The following is a 14,592-nucleotide window of genomic DNA, read 5'->3' on the forward strand; positions in this document are numbered from 1 at the left end:
TGCCGGTCCCGGCAAACCGGCATCGGTAGACTGCCGGCAGGGTTTGATCTCGACTAGGCGAGCAACGATGTCATTTCAGCGAATAGAGATAGGCAGCGACGTCCCGCGCCTCCTGCTCGGAAATCCTTGTCGAAGGCATTGCCGCGTGCGGATTGATCTCCCTTGCGGCCCGTATCCAACGGACCATGTTTCGCGGGTTGTTGGACAATACGCCGCCGATATAGACCCGGGTGGCCAAGCTGGCGTCGAGGCGTGGACCGACCATTCCCTGCGCGCCGGGAACGCCGGTGATCGTGTGGCATCCAGCACAGCCATTGGCCATCATGATGGGTATAGCGCGGGCGCCAACACCGCCGGTTGCATTGTCGGCCTTCTGCTCCACTCGACGGCTTTGCTCGAAGTACAACGCGATCCCGGCCAGGACTGCAACGAGCAAGACAATTGCTGCGGCGCCGAGTATGGGTCCGGACGGAGTAAAGCGCGATGTGGCGCGCACACCGATGCTGCTGGTGGCATTGTCCGTTTTATGCGCGACCCTGATGAGGCGCTCCGGCCACAACGTCAGCGCCGTCCAAGCTGCGGCCAGCACGACAATTGCCGTCCCGGCACCAATGACCAGCTTAGACAGCTTGGAGCGCATGCGACGTCTCCCATCTTCTCTGTCCACTGGAGCGGATCCACAGGCCGGCCAGCAGCAAAGCCGCGCCGCCATAGATCAGGCCGGCCGGAACCCACATCACCAGACCGGCGAGCTGCTGGTCCTCGAGCGGACTAAGGTTCCACAATTTCGCACCGGCTGCGTTCACCGGATACCACAGCCTTGGCGAGACCAGCAGCAGCACCCCGAGCAGGCCGGTATGCAGCGAGGTGAAGAAGAGGTGCATGACTGCGCTGCCATAGGCTTGTTCGCGGCCTGAACGCGGCAGCAGCACCCACCAGAACAGCAGCCCTGTGCCGAAGAAGCAGGCATGTTGCGCATAATGCAGGACACCCCGTGCAAGCGCCGCCTCGAACAGCGCCGGAACGTGCCACGCCCATATCGCGACGCCGTGCAGGAAGGTCGCGGCAACAGGGCGGCTGATGGCGGCCCAAACGGTTCGAAGCATCTTCGCCTGCCCGGCTGCGCCAAATGCCAGCCGCAGCTTGATCGGCAATGCCCACATCATCGCCGCCGCCGGACGGGAGGCGACCAGCAGGGGTGCCACCACCGCCATCAACAGCTCATGCTCGATCATGTGGGCGGTGAAGACGCGCTCACCCAATGCATGGAGCGGACTGACCAGTGCTGCCGCCAAAATGGCCCAGCCGGTCGCAAACAGCAGGGCTTGCCGCATCCGCAACGGGCGGCTGCGGGCGCTCCGCCGCCACAGCCGAAAGGCGCCTGCTGCGTAAAGCAGTGCGACCATGGTTAGCGGCAGCGTGATCGGCAACGCCAGCGTCCAGCCGGCCTGCGGGGCACCGGCACCGTAGCAGATCGAGGTCGAGAAAAGCGCGTCGAAGTTCATCGCAGACAGCCGTCGAGAATGAGCGAGGCGGCGCCTTGCATGACGATTACCAGCGCAAACAGCAACGCGCTGAGAATGCCGATATTGGCGACGAAACCTTCAGTGCCGCGCGCACGGTCCGGTTTAAAGGCGGCGCCACCTTGCTGTCGCGCCCGCCACGACAGCGCCCCGCCGAGCAAGGCCAGCACTGTCAGCATCAGCGCAACGACCGGTATGACAGGAATGCCGTGGGCGCACTGCCACTCCACGACCGCGTAATTCAGCTGCGTCGACACCGCCCAGGCCAAAGGCCCGGACAACAGCCCGCCCCATGATGTGCCCAAGCGAAGCGCACGCATCTCAGTCAAGCCTCGGCATCCAATAGATCAACAGATAGATCGGGATCCAGGTCGCGACCACGAAATCCCAGTAGAAGACGTTGTCGCCAACATCCCCGAAACGCCGCCCGCTATAGCCATGTCGCGTGAACATCAGGACCGTCAGCACCAGCGTGTCGCCGACGTCGGTGATCAGGTGTGTGGTGTGGAGGCCGAGCAGGACCCACAGCATTGAGCCGTACGCATTGGTATCCCAATAGATGTTGAGGGCCGGAAATTCGAACCACCGCACGACAAGCGGTGCGATACCGAGCAGCGTCATGACGATCAGGCCGATGCGCACGGGCACCATGGCACACGCTTCGGCGTAGCGGTTCAGTATGTGATTGGGCACCACGCTGGCGAGCAGCAACAGCGTGACGATGGTGCCCGGCCAATGGTTGGGCGGCGGCACGCCCAATGGCCATTCGGGCGACAGATAGGCGAGGTAAAGATAGGCGCCTGCGGCGAGCGCGAAGCCGGTGCCCTCCAGCGCCATGAAGGCGAGAGTGCCCCACCAGGTCGGGCTGCGCGGTCCGATCCCGAAGGTCGGGAGTTTGGAAAGATCGGCGGCAGGACGCTGTTTCATTCCTCATCCTCCGGATCGCCTTTCGGCCAGAACCAACCGATCAAAGTGATGGCGATTGGCCCGGCTCCCCAGACCACCGCCCACGGGCTGAAGATCGAATAAAGAAAGGTGGCGCCGACGGCGAGCGCGGCGAACAATGGCCAGATCGACGGCGTCGCCGACTTCTGGCGCACATCTGGATGCGCCTCTGCCACCGTCGAAATGACAAGTTCGCGTGCGTCGACGCGAAGCCCGGTCGCGACAGGCAGCGTGTCACGTTCGGCCCAGAGCGGCTCGGAGTGGGTAACCACCGGAATCCGAGCGAAATTATAGCTCGGCGGCGGAGAGCTTGTCGCCCATTCAAGCGTGCCCGCATTCCAGGGATTGTCCCCGGCCGGGGCGCCCCTCGAGGCGCTGTACACCAGGTTTATGGTGAACAGAACGAAGCTTAGGAACAGGACAACCGCGCCGGCTGTGATGAACAGGTTGATGTTGCCCCAGCCGAGCTCCACCGGATAGGTGTAGACCCGGCGCGGCATGCCCCACAGGCCGACAATGTGCATCGGAAAGAACGCCGCATTGAAGCCTATGAAGGCAAGCCAGAAGTGCCAGCGTCCAAGACGCTCGCTCATCATCCGGCCGGTGATCTTGGGGAACCAGAAATAGGTCGCGCCGAGCAGCGGGAACACCGACCCGCCGATCAGCACGTAGTGGAAATGCGCGGTAACGAAATAGGTGTCGTGTACTTGCAGGTCCAATGGCACCGACGCCAGCATCACGCCGGTCAGGCCGCCCGCGACGAACGTGAAGAAGAAGCCGAACACGAACAGCAGCGGCGTCCTGATTATCGGGCGTTCGTCCCACAATGTCGCCAGCCAGCAGAAGATCTGCAGCCCGTTCGGGATGGCGATCAGCATGCTTGAGGCGGTGAAGAAGCTCGCGCCGAGCTTGGGCAGGCCGGTTGCGAACATGTGGTGAACCCACAGGCCGAACGACAGGAAGCCGACCGAAATCAGCGACAGAACCATGCCCAGATAGCCGAATACCGGACGCCGGGCGAAAGCGGCGATGATCGAGGACACCATGCCGGTGGCCGGCAGGAAAATGATGTAGACTTCGGGGTGGCCGAAGAACCAGAACAGGTGCTGGAACAGCAGTACGTCGCCACCCTCGGCGGGATTGAAGATATGGGTGCCGACCAGTCGGTCGAGGATCAGGAAGGTCGACGTGATCATGACTGCCGGCATGGCGAACACGATGACGAAGGAGGTGACCAGCATCGCCCAGACATAGAGCGGAATCTTGTCCAGCGACATGCCCGGCGCGCGTTGCTTCAGCACGGTGACGATGGTGGCAACCGCAACCGCCAATGACGATACTTCGGTATAGGTGATCATCTGCGCCCACACATCGGAACGTTTGCCTGGCCCGAATTCAGGACCGGACAGCGGCACGTAGGAAAACCAGCCGACGTCGGGCGCCATGTCGAGTGCAAACGACACCCAGGCGAAGAGGCCACCGGAGAGATAAATCCAGAAGCTGAATGCATTGAGGCGCGGAAAGGCGATGTTGCGGGTGCCGACCATCAGCGGCACGAGATAGATGCCGGTCGCCTGAACGATTGGCACTGCAAACAGGAACATCATGGTCACGCCATGCATGGTGAATAGCTGGTTGTAGCGGTCCGGCCCGATCAGCCCGCGCTCCGGCCCCGACAGTTGGATGCGCATGGCAACGGCGCTGAGGCCACCGAGGCACAGGAAGACGAAAGCGGTGATCAGGTACCGCCGCGCGACAATTTTGTGGTCGACGCTCGAGAGCGCACCGATGATGCCCGGCACGGTCTGCCATGTCCGCGCCAGCCTGCGCTCGAGGCTGGCGTCGTCGAGGCCGGTATCGCGAGGGCCGTCGCGCTCGGGAACCAGGTCACCCTTTTGTGCTGCGGCGCGTTGCTGGGCGAGGTCTCGCCCATGGGCTAGGTCGGCGCTACTCATTTCAAGCCCTCGAGATAGGCTACTATCGCATTCAGCTCGTCCCCGTTCAGTCCCACCACGGGCATGCGGGCACCTGGCTTGATCCCTTGCGGATCGGCTATCCAGGCTGCGAGATTGCCGCGGCTCATCGCCAGCGTTCCGGCAGCGAGCGTCCGCCGGCTTGCGATATGTGTAAGGTCGGGAGCGACCGTGCCGCCGGCAATGGTGCCGCCGATCTTGTGGCACATCACGCATGGCCGTTTGAGGAACAGGTCGTGGCCGGTTTTGGCCTCGGTCGACACGGGGGCAGCTGCCGGCCGCAGCTGATCGTTCAGCCATGCGTCGAAGACGGGCCGAGGTTCGGCGATGATGAAGGTGCTCATATTGGCGTGCTGCGCGCCGCAGAACTCGGCGCACTGGCCGCGATAGACGCCGGGCTTGTCAGCCTTCAGATCGAGAACGTTCTCGTGGCCTGGAATGAGGTCCAGCTTGCCCGAGAGGTTCGGCACCCAGAAGGAATGGATGACGTCGGTCGAGGTCACTACAAGCCGCACCGGCTCGCCCGCCGGGATGTGGATTTCATTGGCGGTCGTCAGGATGCGGTTCGGCTGATCGTTTTCGTAGCGCACCTCCCACCACCATTGATGCCCGGTCACCCGGATCGTCAGCGCCGCATCCGAGCCGATGGCGGCAAGCGTCCGGTTAGCGAAGTAGCTCAGCAGCGTCAGGCCGACCAGGATCAGGGCGGTAGCGGCGAGTGCGGCGACGACAATTCGCATCTTGCCGCGCTCGGCGGCAGCGTCGAGGACAAGCGGATCGCCGACCGGCGCGGGGCGTCGGGCCAATGGCAGGATCAGCACGGCCATCACCAAAAGCCAGACCACCGTGCACAGCGCTGTGAAGAACCAGATCAGCCATGCAAGCTCGCCCGCGGCCGGGCCTTTTGGGTCAAGCGCGGATTGCCAGCCGCTGCATCCTGCAAGGAGCAGCATGCAGGCTGCGCCGCAGCACACGCTGCAAACAAGGCGGTTCACGGCGACTTCCCCAGAGTCGCGGCATCCGGCAGGCGATTTTCGGACGGATGGGGCATCATGTCGTCGTCGCGGCTCGGCGCAGCCGATTTTGGCGCGTTGCCGCTCAACGCGCGGACGAAGGCGGCAAGCTCCCAGATCTGGTCGTCCGGGATCTTGTCCCGAAAGCTCGGCATGCCGTTTGGCCGCCCGTCCCTGATCGTGGCGTGGATGCTTTCGATCGAGCTGCCATAGAGCCACTTCTGATCCATGAGCGCCGGGCCCATGCCGCCACCGCCATTGGCATGGCAGCCGGAACAGTTGAACCAGTTGAACAGACGCTTGCCCTCGCTGAGGTGGAACGCGTTGGCCTCGAACACTCCGGCCTTGTTGTTGGACGAGGCTGGCCGCTGCCCGCCCGGCTCGAGGGCCGTGACGGCTGCCGGTTGGTCGCCCGAGCCGAGCGCCGACTGTGGACGCGTGTCGCGTTCCTCACGCTGGCAAGCGGCAAGAACGAGCATCGCCGACAGCACGCATGGAAGGCCGCGGTTCATCGCGCTGCCGCCCCGGCGACGTCGAGGCGAGGCACGTCATATGCCGCCAGGATTGCATCGATCTCGGCGCGGTGTTTGGCGAGCGCTGCGTCTACCTCGCTGCGCAGCGCATCGTCGTCGTGGCGCACGCCCATCGAAATGTCGTAGATCATCGGCAGCAGCGGACCGTCGATTCGCGGTGTAACCGGCGTAATCCGCAACGGTACTTTTTGCCTGGCACCGAAGTAGCCGGCCAACGGCCCCCAGACGACGGCCATATCGATGTCGCCATTCGCGACCGCCTCAATGATGCGCGCTGGCGGGTTTGGCGCCGAATAGTCGCCATAGACGGGGAAACCGACGAGATGGCCGACGATGCCGCGACTGCCGAGCGCCTGGACGGGTGGCGAGTTGGCGCCGTCGTCGCCGATCAGCTGGACGCCGATGTGCAGATCGCGCAGGCGAGGATCGTTGAAGGACGCGATTTCCGGCGCATCTCTGCGTGTCACGAAGACGTAGGAAGACCGGTAGTAGGGCGCGGTGGTGCGCAGCATCTCGAGATTGGTGGGCGTGCCGGGCACCAGATCGCACAGGCCGGCTTTCAGCGTGTTGCGGACGAAGCCGCGCCGCTGTGCCCACCACGTGTAGGAAACAGTCGCACCCAGCTCCCGGGCGACGAGTTCGGCAATCTTGTTTTCAAAGCCTTCCCGGGCGGCATTGGAGAACGGCATGTTGTTGGGATCTGCGCAGATCCTCAACTCGCGCGCATCGGCAACGGCGGCCACAAGCGAGAGCGCCAGTGCGCCAACCGCGGCGGCAAGCCGCCGCGAACGCGTTTTCCGTGAGCACATAACGCGGCCGATCGTCTCAAGGCAGCCGGAACACATACAGCGTACCTCCCGCCGTGGTTACATCCTTCAGATCCTTCATGACGTTGACGAAGCCGAGCGCAGCGGTGGCGTCGCGCGGGTCGAGATCGCCGGATACGATCGCACCGGCCCAGCCGCCGACGCCCGAAAGAACCGCAACATATTGGTGCCCGTCCGGGCCGCGATAGGTGATCGGCTGGCCGATGATGCCGGACGACGTCTTGAACTGCCAAAGCAGTTCGCCGGTCCTGGCGCTGACCGCCTTGAACCAGCCTTCCATCGTGCCATAGAATACGACGTTGCCGGCGGTGGCGACCGCGCCGCTCCACACCGGAAAGTTCTCCTTCAGGCTCCACGCCGGCTTGGCGGCGGCGACATCCCAGGCAGTAAATGCACCGCGATTGCCGCCCGGCCCGGGAATCATGCGCACGTTCATGCCGACATAGGGCGTGCCGGCGATGTAATTCACCTCGACGCCTTCTTCGTCCATGCACATGTTATTATGCGGGATGTAGAGCAGGCCGGTCTTGGGCGAGAACGCCGAAGGTTGCCAGTCCTTGAGACCCGATGCGGTGGGACAGATGTCGCGGACGACCTTGCCGGTGCCGGTCTTCTTGTCCGGATTTACAATCAGCCGGCCGGTCTTCAGGTCGACGCCCTTGCTGGAATTGACAGGCCCGAACGGCACTGCCGACAGTACTTCGCCCGTAGTGCGGTCCAACAGATAGACGTAGCCGTTGCGTTCCGGTCGGACCAGCACCTTGCGGGGCTTGCCCTGCCAGGTCATGTCGAGCAGCACCTGTTCGTTGATGCCGTCGTAGTCGTGCAAATCGTGCGGGGTCCATTGATAAAACCATTTTGCTGCGCCGGTGTCGGGATCGCGGGCAAAGATGCCGGCGGTCCATTTGTTGTCGCCGGGCCGCAGATCCGGATTCCACGGACCGGGATTTCCGGTGCCGTGGAAGATCAGGTTGAGGTCCGGGTCATAGGAAATCCAGCCCCACACATTGCCGCCGCCGATCTTCCAGGCGTCGGGCGGCCACGATGTCACCCCGAGATCCTTGCCCTTGTCCATGTCGTAATGCGGCTTGAAATCGGGGCCGATCAGCACGTCGGCGTCCGGGCCGGTATTGTAGGCCGTCCAGACGACGTGCCCGTCGCCGGCGTCGAGCGCCTTGATCCAGCCGCGTACGCCCATTTCGCCGCCGGAATTGCCGACCAGTACCTTCCCCTTCACCACCAGCGGCGCCATGGTGATGGTCTCGCCGATATTGATGTTGCCGATATGGGTGTTCCAGACCGGTTTGCCGGTGGCCGCATCGACGGCGATGGCATGACCATCGAGCGTGTTGAAATAGATGTGCCCGTCGAAGAAGGCCGCACCACGGTTGACCACGTCGCAACAGGCAACGCCCTGCGCGGCGGGCTCGGGATTGGGCTCGAATTTCCACTTCATCGGCGCGCCGGGCTTGGTAAGGTCAAGCGCATAGAGGATGTTGGGAAACGGCGTCACGATGTACATCGTGTTGCCGACGACCAGAGGCGCAGCCTCCTGGCCCTTGTTGACGCCGGTCGAGAAGGTGAAGGCCACCTGCAGGTTTTTGATGTTGTCTTCGGTGATCTCCGCAAGTTCGCTGTAGCGGGTCGAGGCGTAGTTCTTTGCCGGCATCGCCCACTGGCCGTCGTCGGGCGGAGCAGCCGCGGCCGGCGGATTTATCGCAGGGCCTGATAAAGACTGAGCAACCGCCGCCGTCATCAGTGCAAACCCCGCCAGCAGCGTCCATCCCAGCCTCGCAGCCATTGGCCTGTTTCCGCCTTTGGCTGACACACGAGTTTTCGCCGCCACTTGTCGCCCTTTCCTCATTTGCGTATCGAGCCGCCGACCCCGGCGCCAAGCTCCGCCGCCACGTCCGCCTCGCTTCCGGCACACAATGGATGGCCCCAGCCGGAGGCGCTCTTGCCGCCGGGATCGAGGTCGAAAATGATAGCGTCCTTGCGGTTTGGGTTGACGCCTGCCGGTACCTTGTCCAGCCCGAGCGCGGCGCGCACACGCCAGGCGACATTGTGGTCGGCACAGGGGGAATCGCCGCTTATCCCGAGGGCCCCGACGATCCCCTTGCCGTCGTAGAGAGCCAGGCCGCCGCCAAACACGACGACACCGCCGATAGGCTTTCCCAGCAATGGATCGCTGGAGCTTCCAAACGTCGAAGGATCGCCGGCATAGGCCACCGCTGGATTGACCGGATTGGTGGCCTGCAGGCCGAATAGAGGACCGCCGGGCTGCACCGGCGCATAGAGGTTCGCGGTGGACAACGCCATGTGGGCGAGGCTGAGCCCGTTGGCGGTATTGGCTTTTTCGGCGGCGATCAGCCGGCTGCCAGGCCACTGGGCGTCGGCGGTAGGCCCACTGAAGGCGACGGCGCAGACAGTTCCGTCGCGAGCCACGACTGCCGCCCATTCATTAGTGTCGAAGCCGCCATTGCCGGGACCGCCGCTGGATTTGACGTTGGCCTTGAGGGCGGCCAGCAACTTGTCATGGTCGGCCGGGCAAGGTGCTTGAGCCCAAGCCTTTTGCTGGACGGCGCCGATCGTAAGCAGGAACAGACATAATGCTACCGAGACAATCCGATGGCGATCCATTAGCTGCGCCGTCTTTGTTGAACACTCTCCAACGCGTAGGAGGCGCAGAAGTGCCAAAGGGAACGAAATAAATATCGGATTCGGTCGGACAAACTCGGGCGACCGGAACTCGGGACAGCCGATCTGGGTGTTGGCACTCAACCGGAAATCGGAGTTATTCTTGCGATGGTCCAGGCGCCGTCGGAACAGAGCAGCACTTCTGGCAGTTGTGTCGAATGCTGTCCGCAGTCGAGCAACTGGCTCAATCGGTGAAAGAGCGACGAGCTATCTTGTTCGTTGGAGCCGGGGTGTCGATGAGCGTCGGCTTGCCGTCTTGGCAAAAGCTCATCGAACACATGCAAAACGAGCTCGGCCTTGACGAGGACATGATCGGCGCACCGGAGGCCAGCTATCAGGCGCTTGCCGAATATTACCGGCTGAAGCAGGGGAGCCTCGGCCCTTTGCGCAGTTGGATGGATCGTGAATGGAGCGTCTCGCGGGAAGAAGTGCAGCGGTCGGCAATCCACAAGCTCATCGTATCGCTCGATTTTCCGATCATCTACACCACCAATTATGATCGCAACCTCGAGGTTGCCTTCGAGATTCATGGCCGGCCCTTTGTGAAGGTGGCCAACGCAAAGGACTTGCCCAAGACGACCGGCGAGGTGACGCAGATTATCAAATTCCACGGCGATTTCGACGACGACAAATCGCTGGTCCTGGCGGAGACCGACTATTTCGACCGGCTTTCGTTCGATTCGCCGCTCGACGTGAAGTTTCGCGCCGACGCACTGGGGCGCACCCTCCTGTTCATCGGCTACAGCATGTCTGATATGAACATCCGTCTGCTGTTGCACAGGCTTTGGCAGACCTGGCGGCGGTCGGGCTACGAGAAGAGCCGCCCGAAATCCTTCATCTTCATGTCGCAGCCGAGCATCGTCCAGGAGGCTGTTCTTGGCCACTGGGGCATCGATATGCTGACCGAAGAGGCCGACGATCCTGAGGACGCGCTGCTCGCGTTCCTGAACGAACTCAAGGATAGGGTGGGCCGGCCAGACAGCGCGTGAGAAAACCTGCGGAAAGCGGATTGGTCCGGCAGTGGAACCGACTGATCCGATGTGAGTTCGGGAGGACTAGCGTATCCGGGACCGAGCCTGAATGGGCGCACGCAAACACAAGCGAAGAATGCATGCCAAACACGACCTGTCGGCCGAGTTGGCCTATGAGATCGATTTTTTTGCCCGCAGGTGCGGCCTGACGAGGGACGAAGCACTCAAGACGATGCGAGATGCCGGCCGGTTGAAGGACAGCGCGAAGGCATCTTGCGAAACCGGGGCGAAGTAGCGGCGTGGATTCCGCTTCGTGGACGGCTTTTGTCGGAACGGTCATCCTGATGCAGATGCCGCCGGGGCCCGACAGTCTGCTGGTGATTGCGCGCGGCATCGGGCAGGGCCGTGATATTGCCCTGTTCACCGTCCTCGGAATGACCCTCGGCGCCGGTATGGTCCAGCTGCCGCTCCTTGCCCTCGGCATATCGTCGCTGCTTCAGGCATCGCCGTTTGCCTTTGCCATGCTTCGCTGGGCGGGTGCAGCCTATCTCGTTTGGCTTGGATCGCGTCTGGTGCTGTTGCCGTCAGCCAGCGCCGCCGTCGAGGAGCCGCGCAATGTCGGACCGCTTGTGGCCGCACGCGAAGGAATGATCGCCAATCTGATAAATCCTTGGCCGATAACCTTTATGGTGGCATTCCTTCCGCAGTTCGTCGATCCTGCTCGCGGATCGGTCACGCTGCAATTGCTGCTGCTCGGTGGCACCCAGAAAATGACCGGTGTGCTGGTGCTGGGCACATATGCACTCGCATCCGGCACGCTCGGGGCCTGGATTATGAAACGACCGAAGGTAAGGCTCTGGCAGCAGCGGGTGGCAGGCTGTTTCGTCGTCGGTCTCGGTATCCGCATGGCGGTCGGTGGTGGCGCGCACCGCTGAGGATCGAGCGATGCAGCGGCCGCCGATGGAACATCCGCCGACAATTTTCGTTGACTTGCTCCACAAGGCGAAGAGGTCGAGCATGTCGAAGTTCCAAGCCGCTACCCCGGAGCGTTTGCAGCAGCTCAGGCTTGAGGCAACGGCGCACTTTGCGCCACTCATACTGCGCGAGGCGCTGGTGCGTCTCTGCCGGGCTTGCGGAAGCGATAGCCTCGAACGTTTCGAGAAGACCATGGTCGACCAAATCGAGGCATTGCGTGACGAAAAGGCCGATTTCGACACGATGAAGGAATTTGCCATCGAACAGCTCTATGGCTGGATTCGAGAAGTCAGGTCTTCACCGGACATGACACAGCCCCTGGAGAGCGTAGATACCCGAAGGACCCCCGGCCGCTCTGAAGAGCCGCAAACGCTGGAAGACCAGTTGCAGGCAGGCCTGGAAGATTCCTTCCCGGCAAGCGACCCGCCGGCGGTCGTCTCCACCGCGATCCCGGGCGGATCGAAGAAGCTCGTCGGAACCGACGAAATCCTCAGGCAGCAGCGCGAGAAAAAGGCCGAGAACGCCAATCACTCGAGATAAAGCCGGGCTTTGGACGGAACTGCGGGAGACACCTACAGGTTTACCCGCTGTGCTGTCGGGGCATGCCCGTCATGCGACTCGCCTTCGACAAGAATGTTTGCCTCCCACGCGGCGTCGACAAACGCTTGCCGCGCTTTGCCGGCCGTAATTTCACCGGTTCGGGCGCGATTCAATACATCAGCGGCCGCCAGCGCCAGTGGGGCATTGCGCGCCGGCCATTTCTCGCTTTTCAGGCAATGTACTGCTTCGAAAACGGAACTGACCAATCGCGATCGCCCAGGCTTGCCGAAATAGATGCAAACAGGTGTATCGAACTCTATTCTCTGCACCGGATTCCTCCCGGTTCAAGCAAGGTGTCGCTTCAAGCAAGCTGCGTGTCTTCAGGGTCTACACGACTGTCCGACGGGCGTTTCAGCCAAACGTCGTAGGCCTTCGCAGCTGTTTTGGCGCGTGCTGGTGTTTCGGCTGCGATATCGTAGGCCAGAATGCCCGCCTTGCGGGCGAATTTATCGAACGCCGCACGCACCGTCTCGACGTCGACCTCGTCAGCCAGCCCGGCGCGACAGGCGTCGAACGCCGCCTTGTGCGCCGGACCGCGGCTCGGCCATTCATTTAAGACGTCATAGGCCTGCCAGATATTTTCGACATAGCGAGGGAAACCAAGGCCGACGAGAATTGGAACCGGGCGGCCAAACAATTTTTTTGTCATCTGTGTCTCCGCGAAAGAGCCTGTCGCATCAACGCCCGGGGCGGACCCGAGGCTCATGCTCTTTAACGCGGGATTGCTGCACGGGTTGCAGCAGGTTTGTTCGATCGTGCGCGGCCGGTCACTTGTTGGTCCGCATCTTTTGCCGAGGATTGATACCGCCTTGCGGCGTGGTGTCGTTCTCGACATCGCCTTCGAACGTATTGGTGCCCTGATCGAGCCGGTCGCCCTCCTTGATCGTGCCCCTGGAACTGCCGATGCCGGGATCGTTGGCAAGATCGCTATCGGCCGGCGTTTTGCCTTTGGCGTGCTTGTTTCCTGTCATGGACTCCTCCTGTTTCTTGAGGTGGCAGGCCGCCCTTGAGGTCGCGGCCAAGGCTCGCTGCGAATCGCATTTCGACGCGCCAAATGGCGGCGCCCGAATTGTCGGACGACCTTGATTTTGAACTCCGCGATCCCGATGGTTGTTCCGTCAAAAATATCGCCGTCGGCCGGGATTGCTCAGCCAAGCCCTCTCCGGTTTTCTGGAGCGGGGTGATTTTCGCAACCGGAACGATCTTTCGCCCAATGCATTTAACTGGTCTGCGCTCGCGAACTCATTCTGGACGGGAGCTGAACCATTGCCACCCACAGCCTACGCCTTGGCGACCCGCGAAGCCGAAGAAGTTTCCATCGTCGACCTCATACCCGCTTTGAGGGCTTTCGCCCGCACCTTCTGCCGCACTCCCGATGATGCCGACGACCTGGTCCAGGAGACGCTGACCAAGGGCCTGGCCAACATTGACAAGTTCGAAGCTGGAACGCGCATGAAGTCATGGCTCTTCACGATCATGCGCAACACCTACTACACGCGTGTCAGGGCCGCCGTGAGGGAAGCGCCCGGCCTGCTCGACTGCGCTTCGCTGCGGCCGATCTCGGAAGCGACGCAGGAATGGTCCGTACAGGGCAAGGAAGTCCACCAGGCCATCCAGAGCCTTCCCGAGCATCAGCGCGAGGTTCTGATGCTAATAGGCGTGCTGGGCGTCAGCTATGAGGAAACCGCCGAAATATGCGGTTGCGCGGTGGGAACCGTGAAGAGCCGGCTCAACAGGGCCCGCGCCGGCGTGCTTGAATACCTAGGCGAAAGTTCCTCGCAAACCCTGATGGAAAGGCGCAGCTATCTGTCCGAAGGACAACTGGACTTCGACGCCGAGAGGCGCCGCTAATATATGTCACGTTAGTTACTGGTTCCGCGCAAGCGTCTTTCGACAAGCGCATGCTGCAATTCGATCGCAAGTTTGGTCAGCCGGTCAGGAACCCTTTCCTGCTCGATTGCCGCAAGCAAGGAAGCGATTTCCCGGTCTATCGTCAGATCGGCGCGCGTGCCGACGGAATCTTCCCTTGCGCGAGACATCGCGTTCTCTTGGCAAATGTTGGTCCCTTCATCTCACTCTGGTGGCAACAGTGCGAGTTTGCAAGAATTTGCAGGCCATCCATGCGACCGGCTTCGGTCCTTGCACAGCTTCGTCAGCGGTTGGGCTCTCGCTGCGTTTCAATTGCTCACCGGCTGCAAGCCATATGCTGCCGCAACGATCAGTCTTCAGGCCGCCGATCCGCTGAATGATCCTGGTACTGCTCCGATTTAACCCGATTGCCGTCGAGCCCACGCTCCTTGGTGTGCTGCTTCTTGTCTCTGTTGGACAGAACGGCGTTCTCTCCGATCTTGTCCTTGGGAAGATCGGTCATCGCGCCAGCGCCGGCGCCTTTGCCGTGACTGCCGCGACCGATGTGCTTCTTGCTGCCGGACGCCATCTCGTCCTCCTTCCTGCTGTCGAATAGCGGCTTTTCTCGTTCGGCATCCGAACCTGCGTTGGGCCGCAATGTTCCGCCGGAAATCGTAAGCAGGAAGG

19 protein-coding genes are annotated in these 14,592 nt (G+C 62.2%); 4 read left to right on the forward strand and 15 right to left on the reverse strand.

All coding sequences use genetic code 11. The annotated features are described in order from the left end of the window. Window positions 1-70: 70 nt before the first annotated feature. The 10 genes from NKJ13_RS03535 to NKJ13_RS03580 form a co-directional block, all read right to left on the reverse strand. Entirely contained in the window at window positions 71-640 is a 570-nt protein-coding gene (locus NKJ13_RS03535; protein WP_352476444.1) for a c-type cytochrome, read from the reverse strand. Further along, the gene (locus tag NKJ13_RS03540) at window positions 621-1,505 is read right to left on the reverse strand and encodes a cytochrome c oxidase assembly protein (RefSeq protein ID WP_352476445.1); all 885 of its coding nucleotides are present in this window, start codon (window positions 1,503-1,505) and stop codon (window positions 621-623) included. The genes NKJ13_RS03535 and NKJ13_RS03540 overlap by 20 nt, the downstream gene beginning before the upstream one ends. After that, window positions 1,502-1,843, reverse strand: coding sequence for a hypothetical protein (locus NKJ13_RS03545; protein ID WP_352476765.1), 342 nt, complete (start codon window positions 1,841-1,843; stop codon window positions 1,502-1,504). The genes NKJ13_RS03540 and NKJ13_RS03545 overlap by 4 nt, the downstream gene beginning before the upstream one ends. Window position 1,844: 1 nt before the next feature. Then, complete coding sequence (locus NKJ13_RS03550) at window positions 1,845-2,450, reverse strand: cytochrome c oxidase subunit 3 (RefSeq protein ID WP_254818826.1); 606 nt, start codon at window positions 2,448-2,450, stop codon at window positions 1,845-1,847. Further along, window positions 2,447-4,423, reverse strand: coding sequence for a cytochrome c oxidase subunit I (ctaD, locus tag NKJ13_RS03555; RefSeq protein ID WP_352737250.1), 1,977 nt, complete (start codon window positions 4,421-4,423; stop codon window positions 2,447-2,449). Before ctaD ends, NKJ13_RS03550 begins: the two co-directional genes overlap by 4 nt. After that, window positions 4,420-5,394 carry a cytochrome c oxidase subunit II gene (gene coxB, locus NKJ13_RS03560; protein ID WP_352505441.1) on the reverse strand — a complete coding sequence of 325 codons (975 nt, stop codon included), beginning with the start codon at window positions 5,392-5,394 and terminating at the stop codon, window positions 4,420-4,422. Before coxB ends, ctaD begins: the two co-directional genes overlap by 4 nt. A 38-nt stretch (window positions 5,395-5,432) precedes the next feature. After that, complete coding sequence (locus tag NKJ13_RS03565; RefSeq protein ID WP_254818823.1) at window positions 5,433-5,966, reverse strand: c-type cytochrome; 534 nt, start codon at window positions 5,964-5,966, stop codon at window positions 5,433-5,435. Continuing rightward, window positions 5,963-6,832 carry a substrate-binding domain-containing protein gene (locus NKJ13_RS03570; protein ID WP_352751138.1) on the reverse strand — a complete coding sequence of 290 codons (870 nt, stop codon included), beginning with the start codon at window positions 6,830-6,832 and terminating at the stop codon, window positions 5,963-5,965. The genes NKJ13_RS03565 and NKJ13_RS03570 overlap by 4 nt, the downstream gene beginning before the upstream one ends. Beyond that, window positions 6,813-8,570 (reverse strand): methanol/ethanol family PQQ-dependent dehydrogenase, encoded by a 1,758-nt coding sequence (locus tag NKJ13_RS03575; RefSeq protein ID WP_352612696.1) that lies wholly within the window; start codon window positions 8,568-8,570, stop codon window positions 6,813-6,815. Before NKJ13_RS03575 ends, NKJ13_RS03570 begins: the two co-directional genes overlap by 20 nt. 104 nt (window positions 8,571-8,674) lie before the next feature. Beyond that, window positions 8,675-9,454 (reverse strand): heme-binding protein, encoded by a 780-nt coding sequence (locus tag NKJ13_RS03580; protein WP_352612095.1) that lies wholly within the window; start codon window positions 9,452-9,454, stop codon window positions 8,675-8,677. A 215-nt stretch (window positions 9,455-9,669) separates the two neighbouring features. Here NKJ13_RS03580 and NKJ13_RS03585 point away from each other — a divergent pair, with 215 nt between their 5' ends. From NKJ13_RS03585 to NKJ13_RS03595, 3 genes are all read left to right on the forward strand, one after another. Further along, entirely contained in the window at window positions 9,670-10,500 is an 831-nt protein-coding gene (locus tag NKJ13_RS03585; RefSeq protein WP_352612097.1) for an SIR2 family NAD-dependent protein deacylase, read from the forward strand. Between the two features lie 281 nt (window positions 10,501-10,781). Then, window positions 10,782-11,417, forward strand: coding sequence for a LysE family translocator (locus tag NKJ13_RS03590; protein ID WP_352505437.1), 636 nt, complete (start codon window positions 10,782-10,784; stop codon window positions 11,415-11,417). 82 nt (window positions 11,418-11,499) lie between these two features. Then, window positions 11,500-11,997 (forward strand): hypothetical protein, encoded by a 498-nt coding sequence (locus NKJ13_RS03595; RefSeq protein WP_352505436.1) that lies wholly within the window; start codon window positions 11,500-11,502, stop codon window positions 11,995-11,997. A gap of 32 nt (window positions 11,998-12,029) precedes the next feature. On the opposite strand, the gene NKJ13_RS03600 is transcribed toward NKJ13_RS03595, so the two are convergent. The 3 genes from NKJ13_RS03600 to NKJ13_RS03610 all read right to left on the reverse strand — a co-directional run bounded on the left by NKJ13_RS03600 (window position 12,030) and on the right by NKJ13_RS03610 (window position 13,028). Then, window positions 12,030-12,326 carry a DUF982 domain-containing protein gene (locus NKJ13_RS03600; RefSeq protein ID WP_352701937.1) on the reverse strand — a complete coding sequence of 99 codons (297 nt, stop codon included), beginning with the start codon at window positions 12,324-12,326 and terminating at the stop codon, window positions 12,030-12,032. 32 nt (window positions 12,327-12,358) lie between these two features. Continuing rightward, window positions 12,359-12,706 carry a DUF982 domain-containing protein gene (locus NKJ13_RS03605; RefSeq protein ID WP_254818815.1) on the reverse strand — a complete coding sequence of 116 codons (348 nt, stop codon included), beginning with the start codon at window positions 12,704-12,706 and terminating at the stop codon, window positions 12,359-12,361. Window positions 12,707-12,824: 118 nt separating this feature from the next. Then, on the reverse strand, window positions 12,825-13,028 hold the full coding sequence (locus NKJ13_RS03610) for a hypothetical protein (RefSeq protein ID WP_254818814.1): 204 nt from the start codon (window positions 13,026-13,028) through the stop codon (window positions 12,825-12,827). A gap of 295 nt (window positions 13,029-13,323) precedes the next feature. Between NKJ13_RS03610 and NKJ13_RS03615 the strand changes: the two genes are divergently transcribed. Next, window positions 13,324-13,908 (forward strand): sigma-70 family RNA polymerase sigma factor, encoded by a 585-nt coding sequence (locus NKJ13_RS03615; protein WP_502899790.1) that lies wholly within the window; start codon window positions 13,324-13,326, stop codon window positions 13,906-13,908. Between the two features lie 11 nt (window positions 13,909-13,919). Here NKJ13_RS03615 and NKJ13_RS03620 read toward each other — a convergent pair whose 3' ends face one another. Beyond that, the gene (locus tag NKJ13_RS03620) at window positions 13,920-14,096 is read right to left on the reverse strand and encodes a hypothetical protein (RefSeq protein WP_254818813.1); all 177 of its coding nucleotides are present in this window, start codon (window positions 14,094-14,096) and stop codon (window positions 13,920-13,922) included. A 179-nt stretch (window positions 14,097-14,275) separates the two neighbouring features. Next, on the reverse strand, window positions 14,276-14,494 hold the full coding sequence (locus NKJ13_RS03625; protein ID WP_023676213.1) for a hypothetical protein: 219 nt from the start codon (window positions 14,492-14,494) through the stop codon (window positions 14,276-14,278). Window positions 14,495-14,592 lie beyond the last annotated feature (98 nt).

The organism is Mesorhizobium sp. M0174, from assembly GCF_040322275.1.
GTDB lineage: Bacteria > Pseudomonadota > Alphaproteobacteria > Rhizobiales > Rhizobiaceae > Mesorhizobium.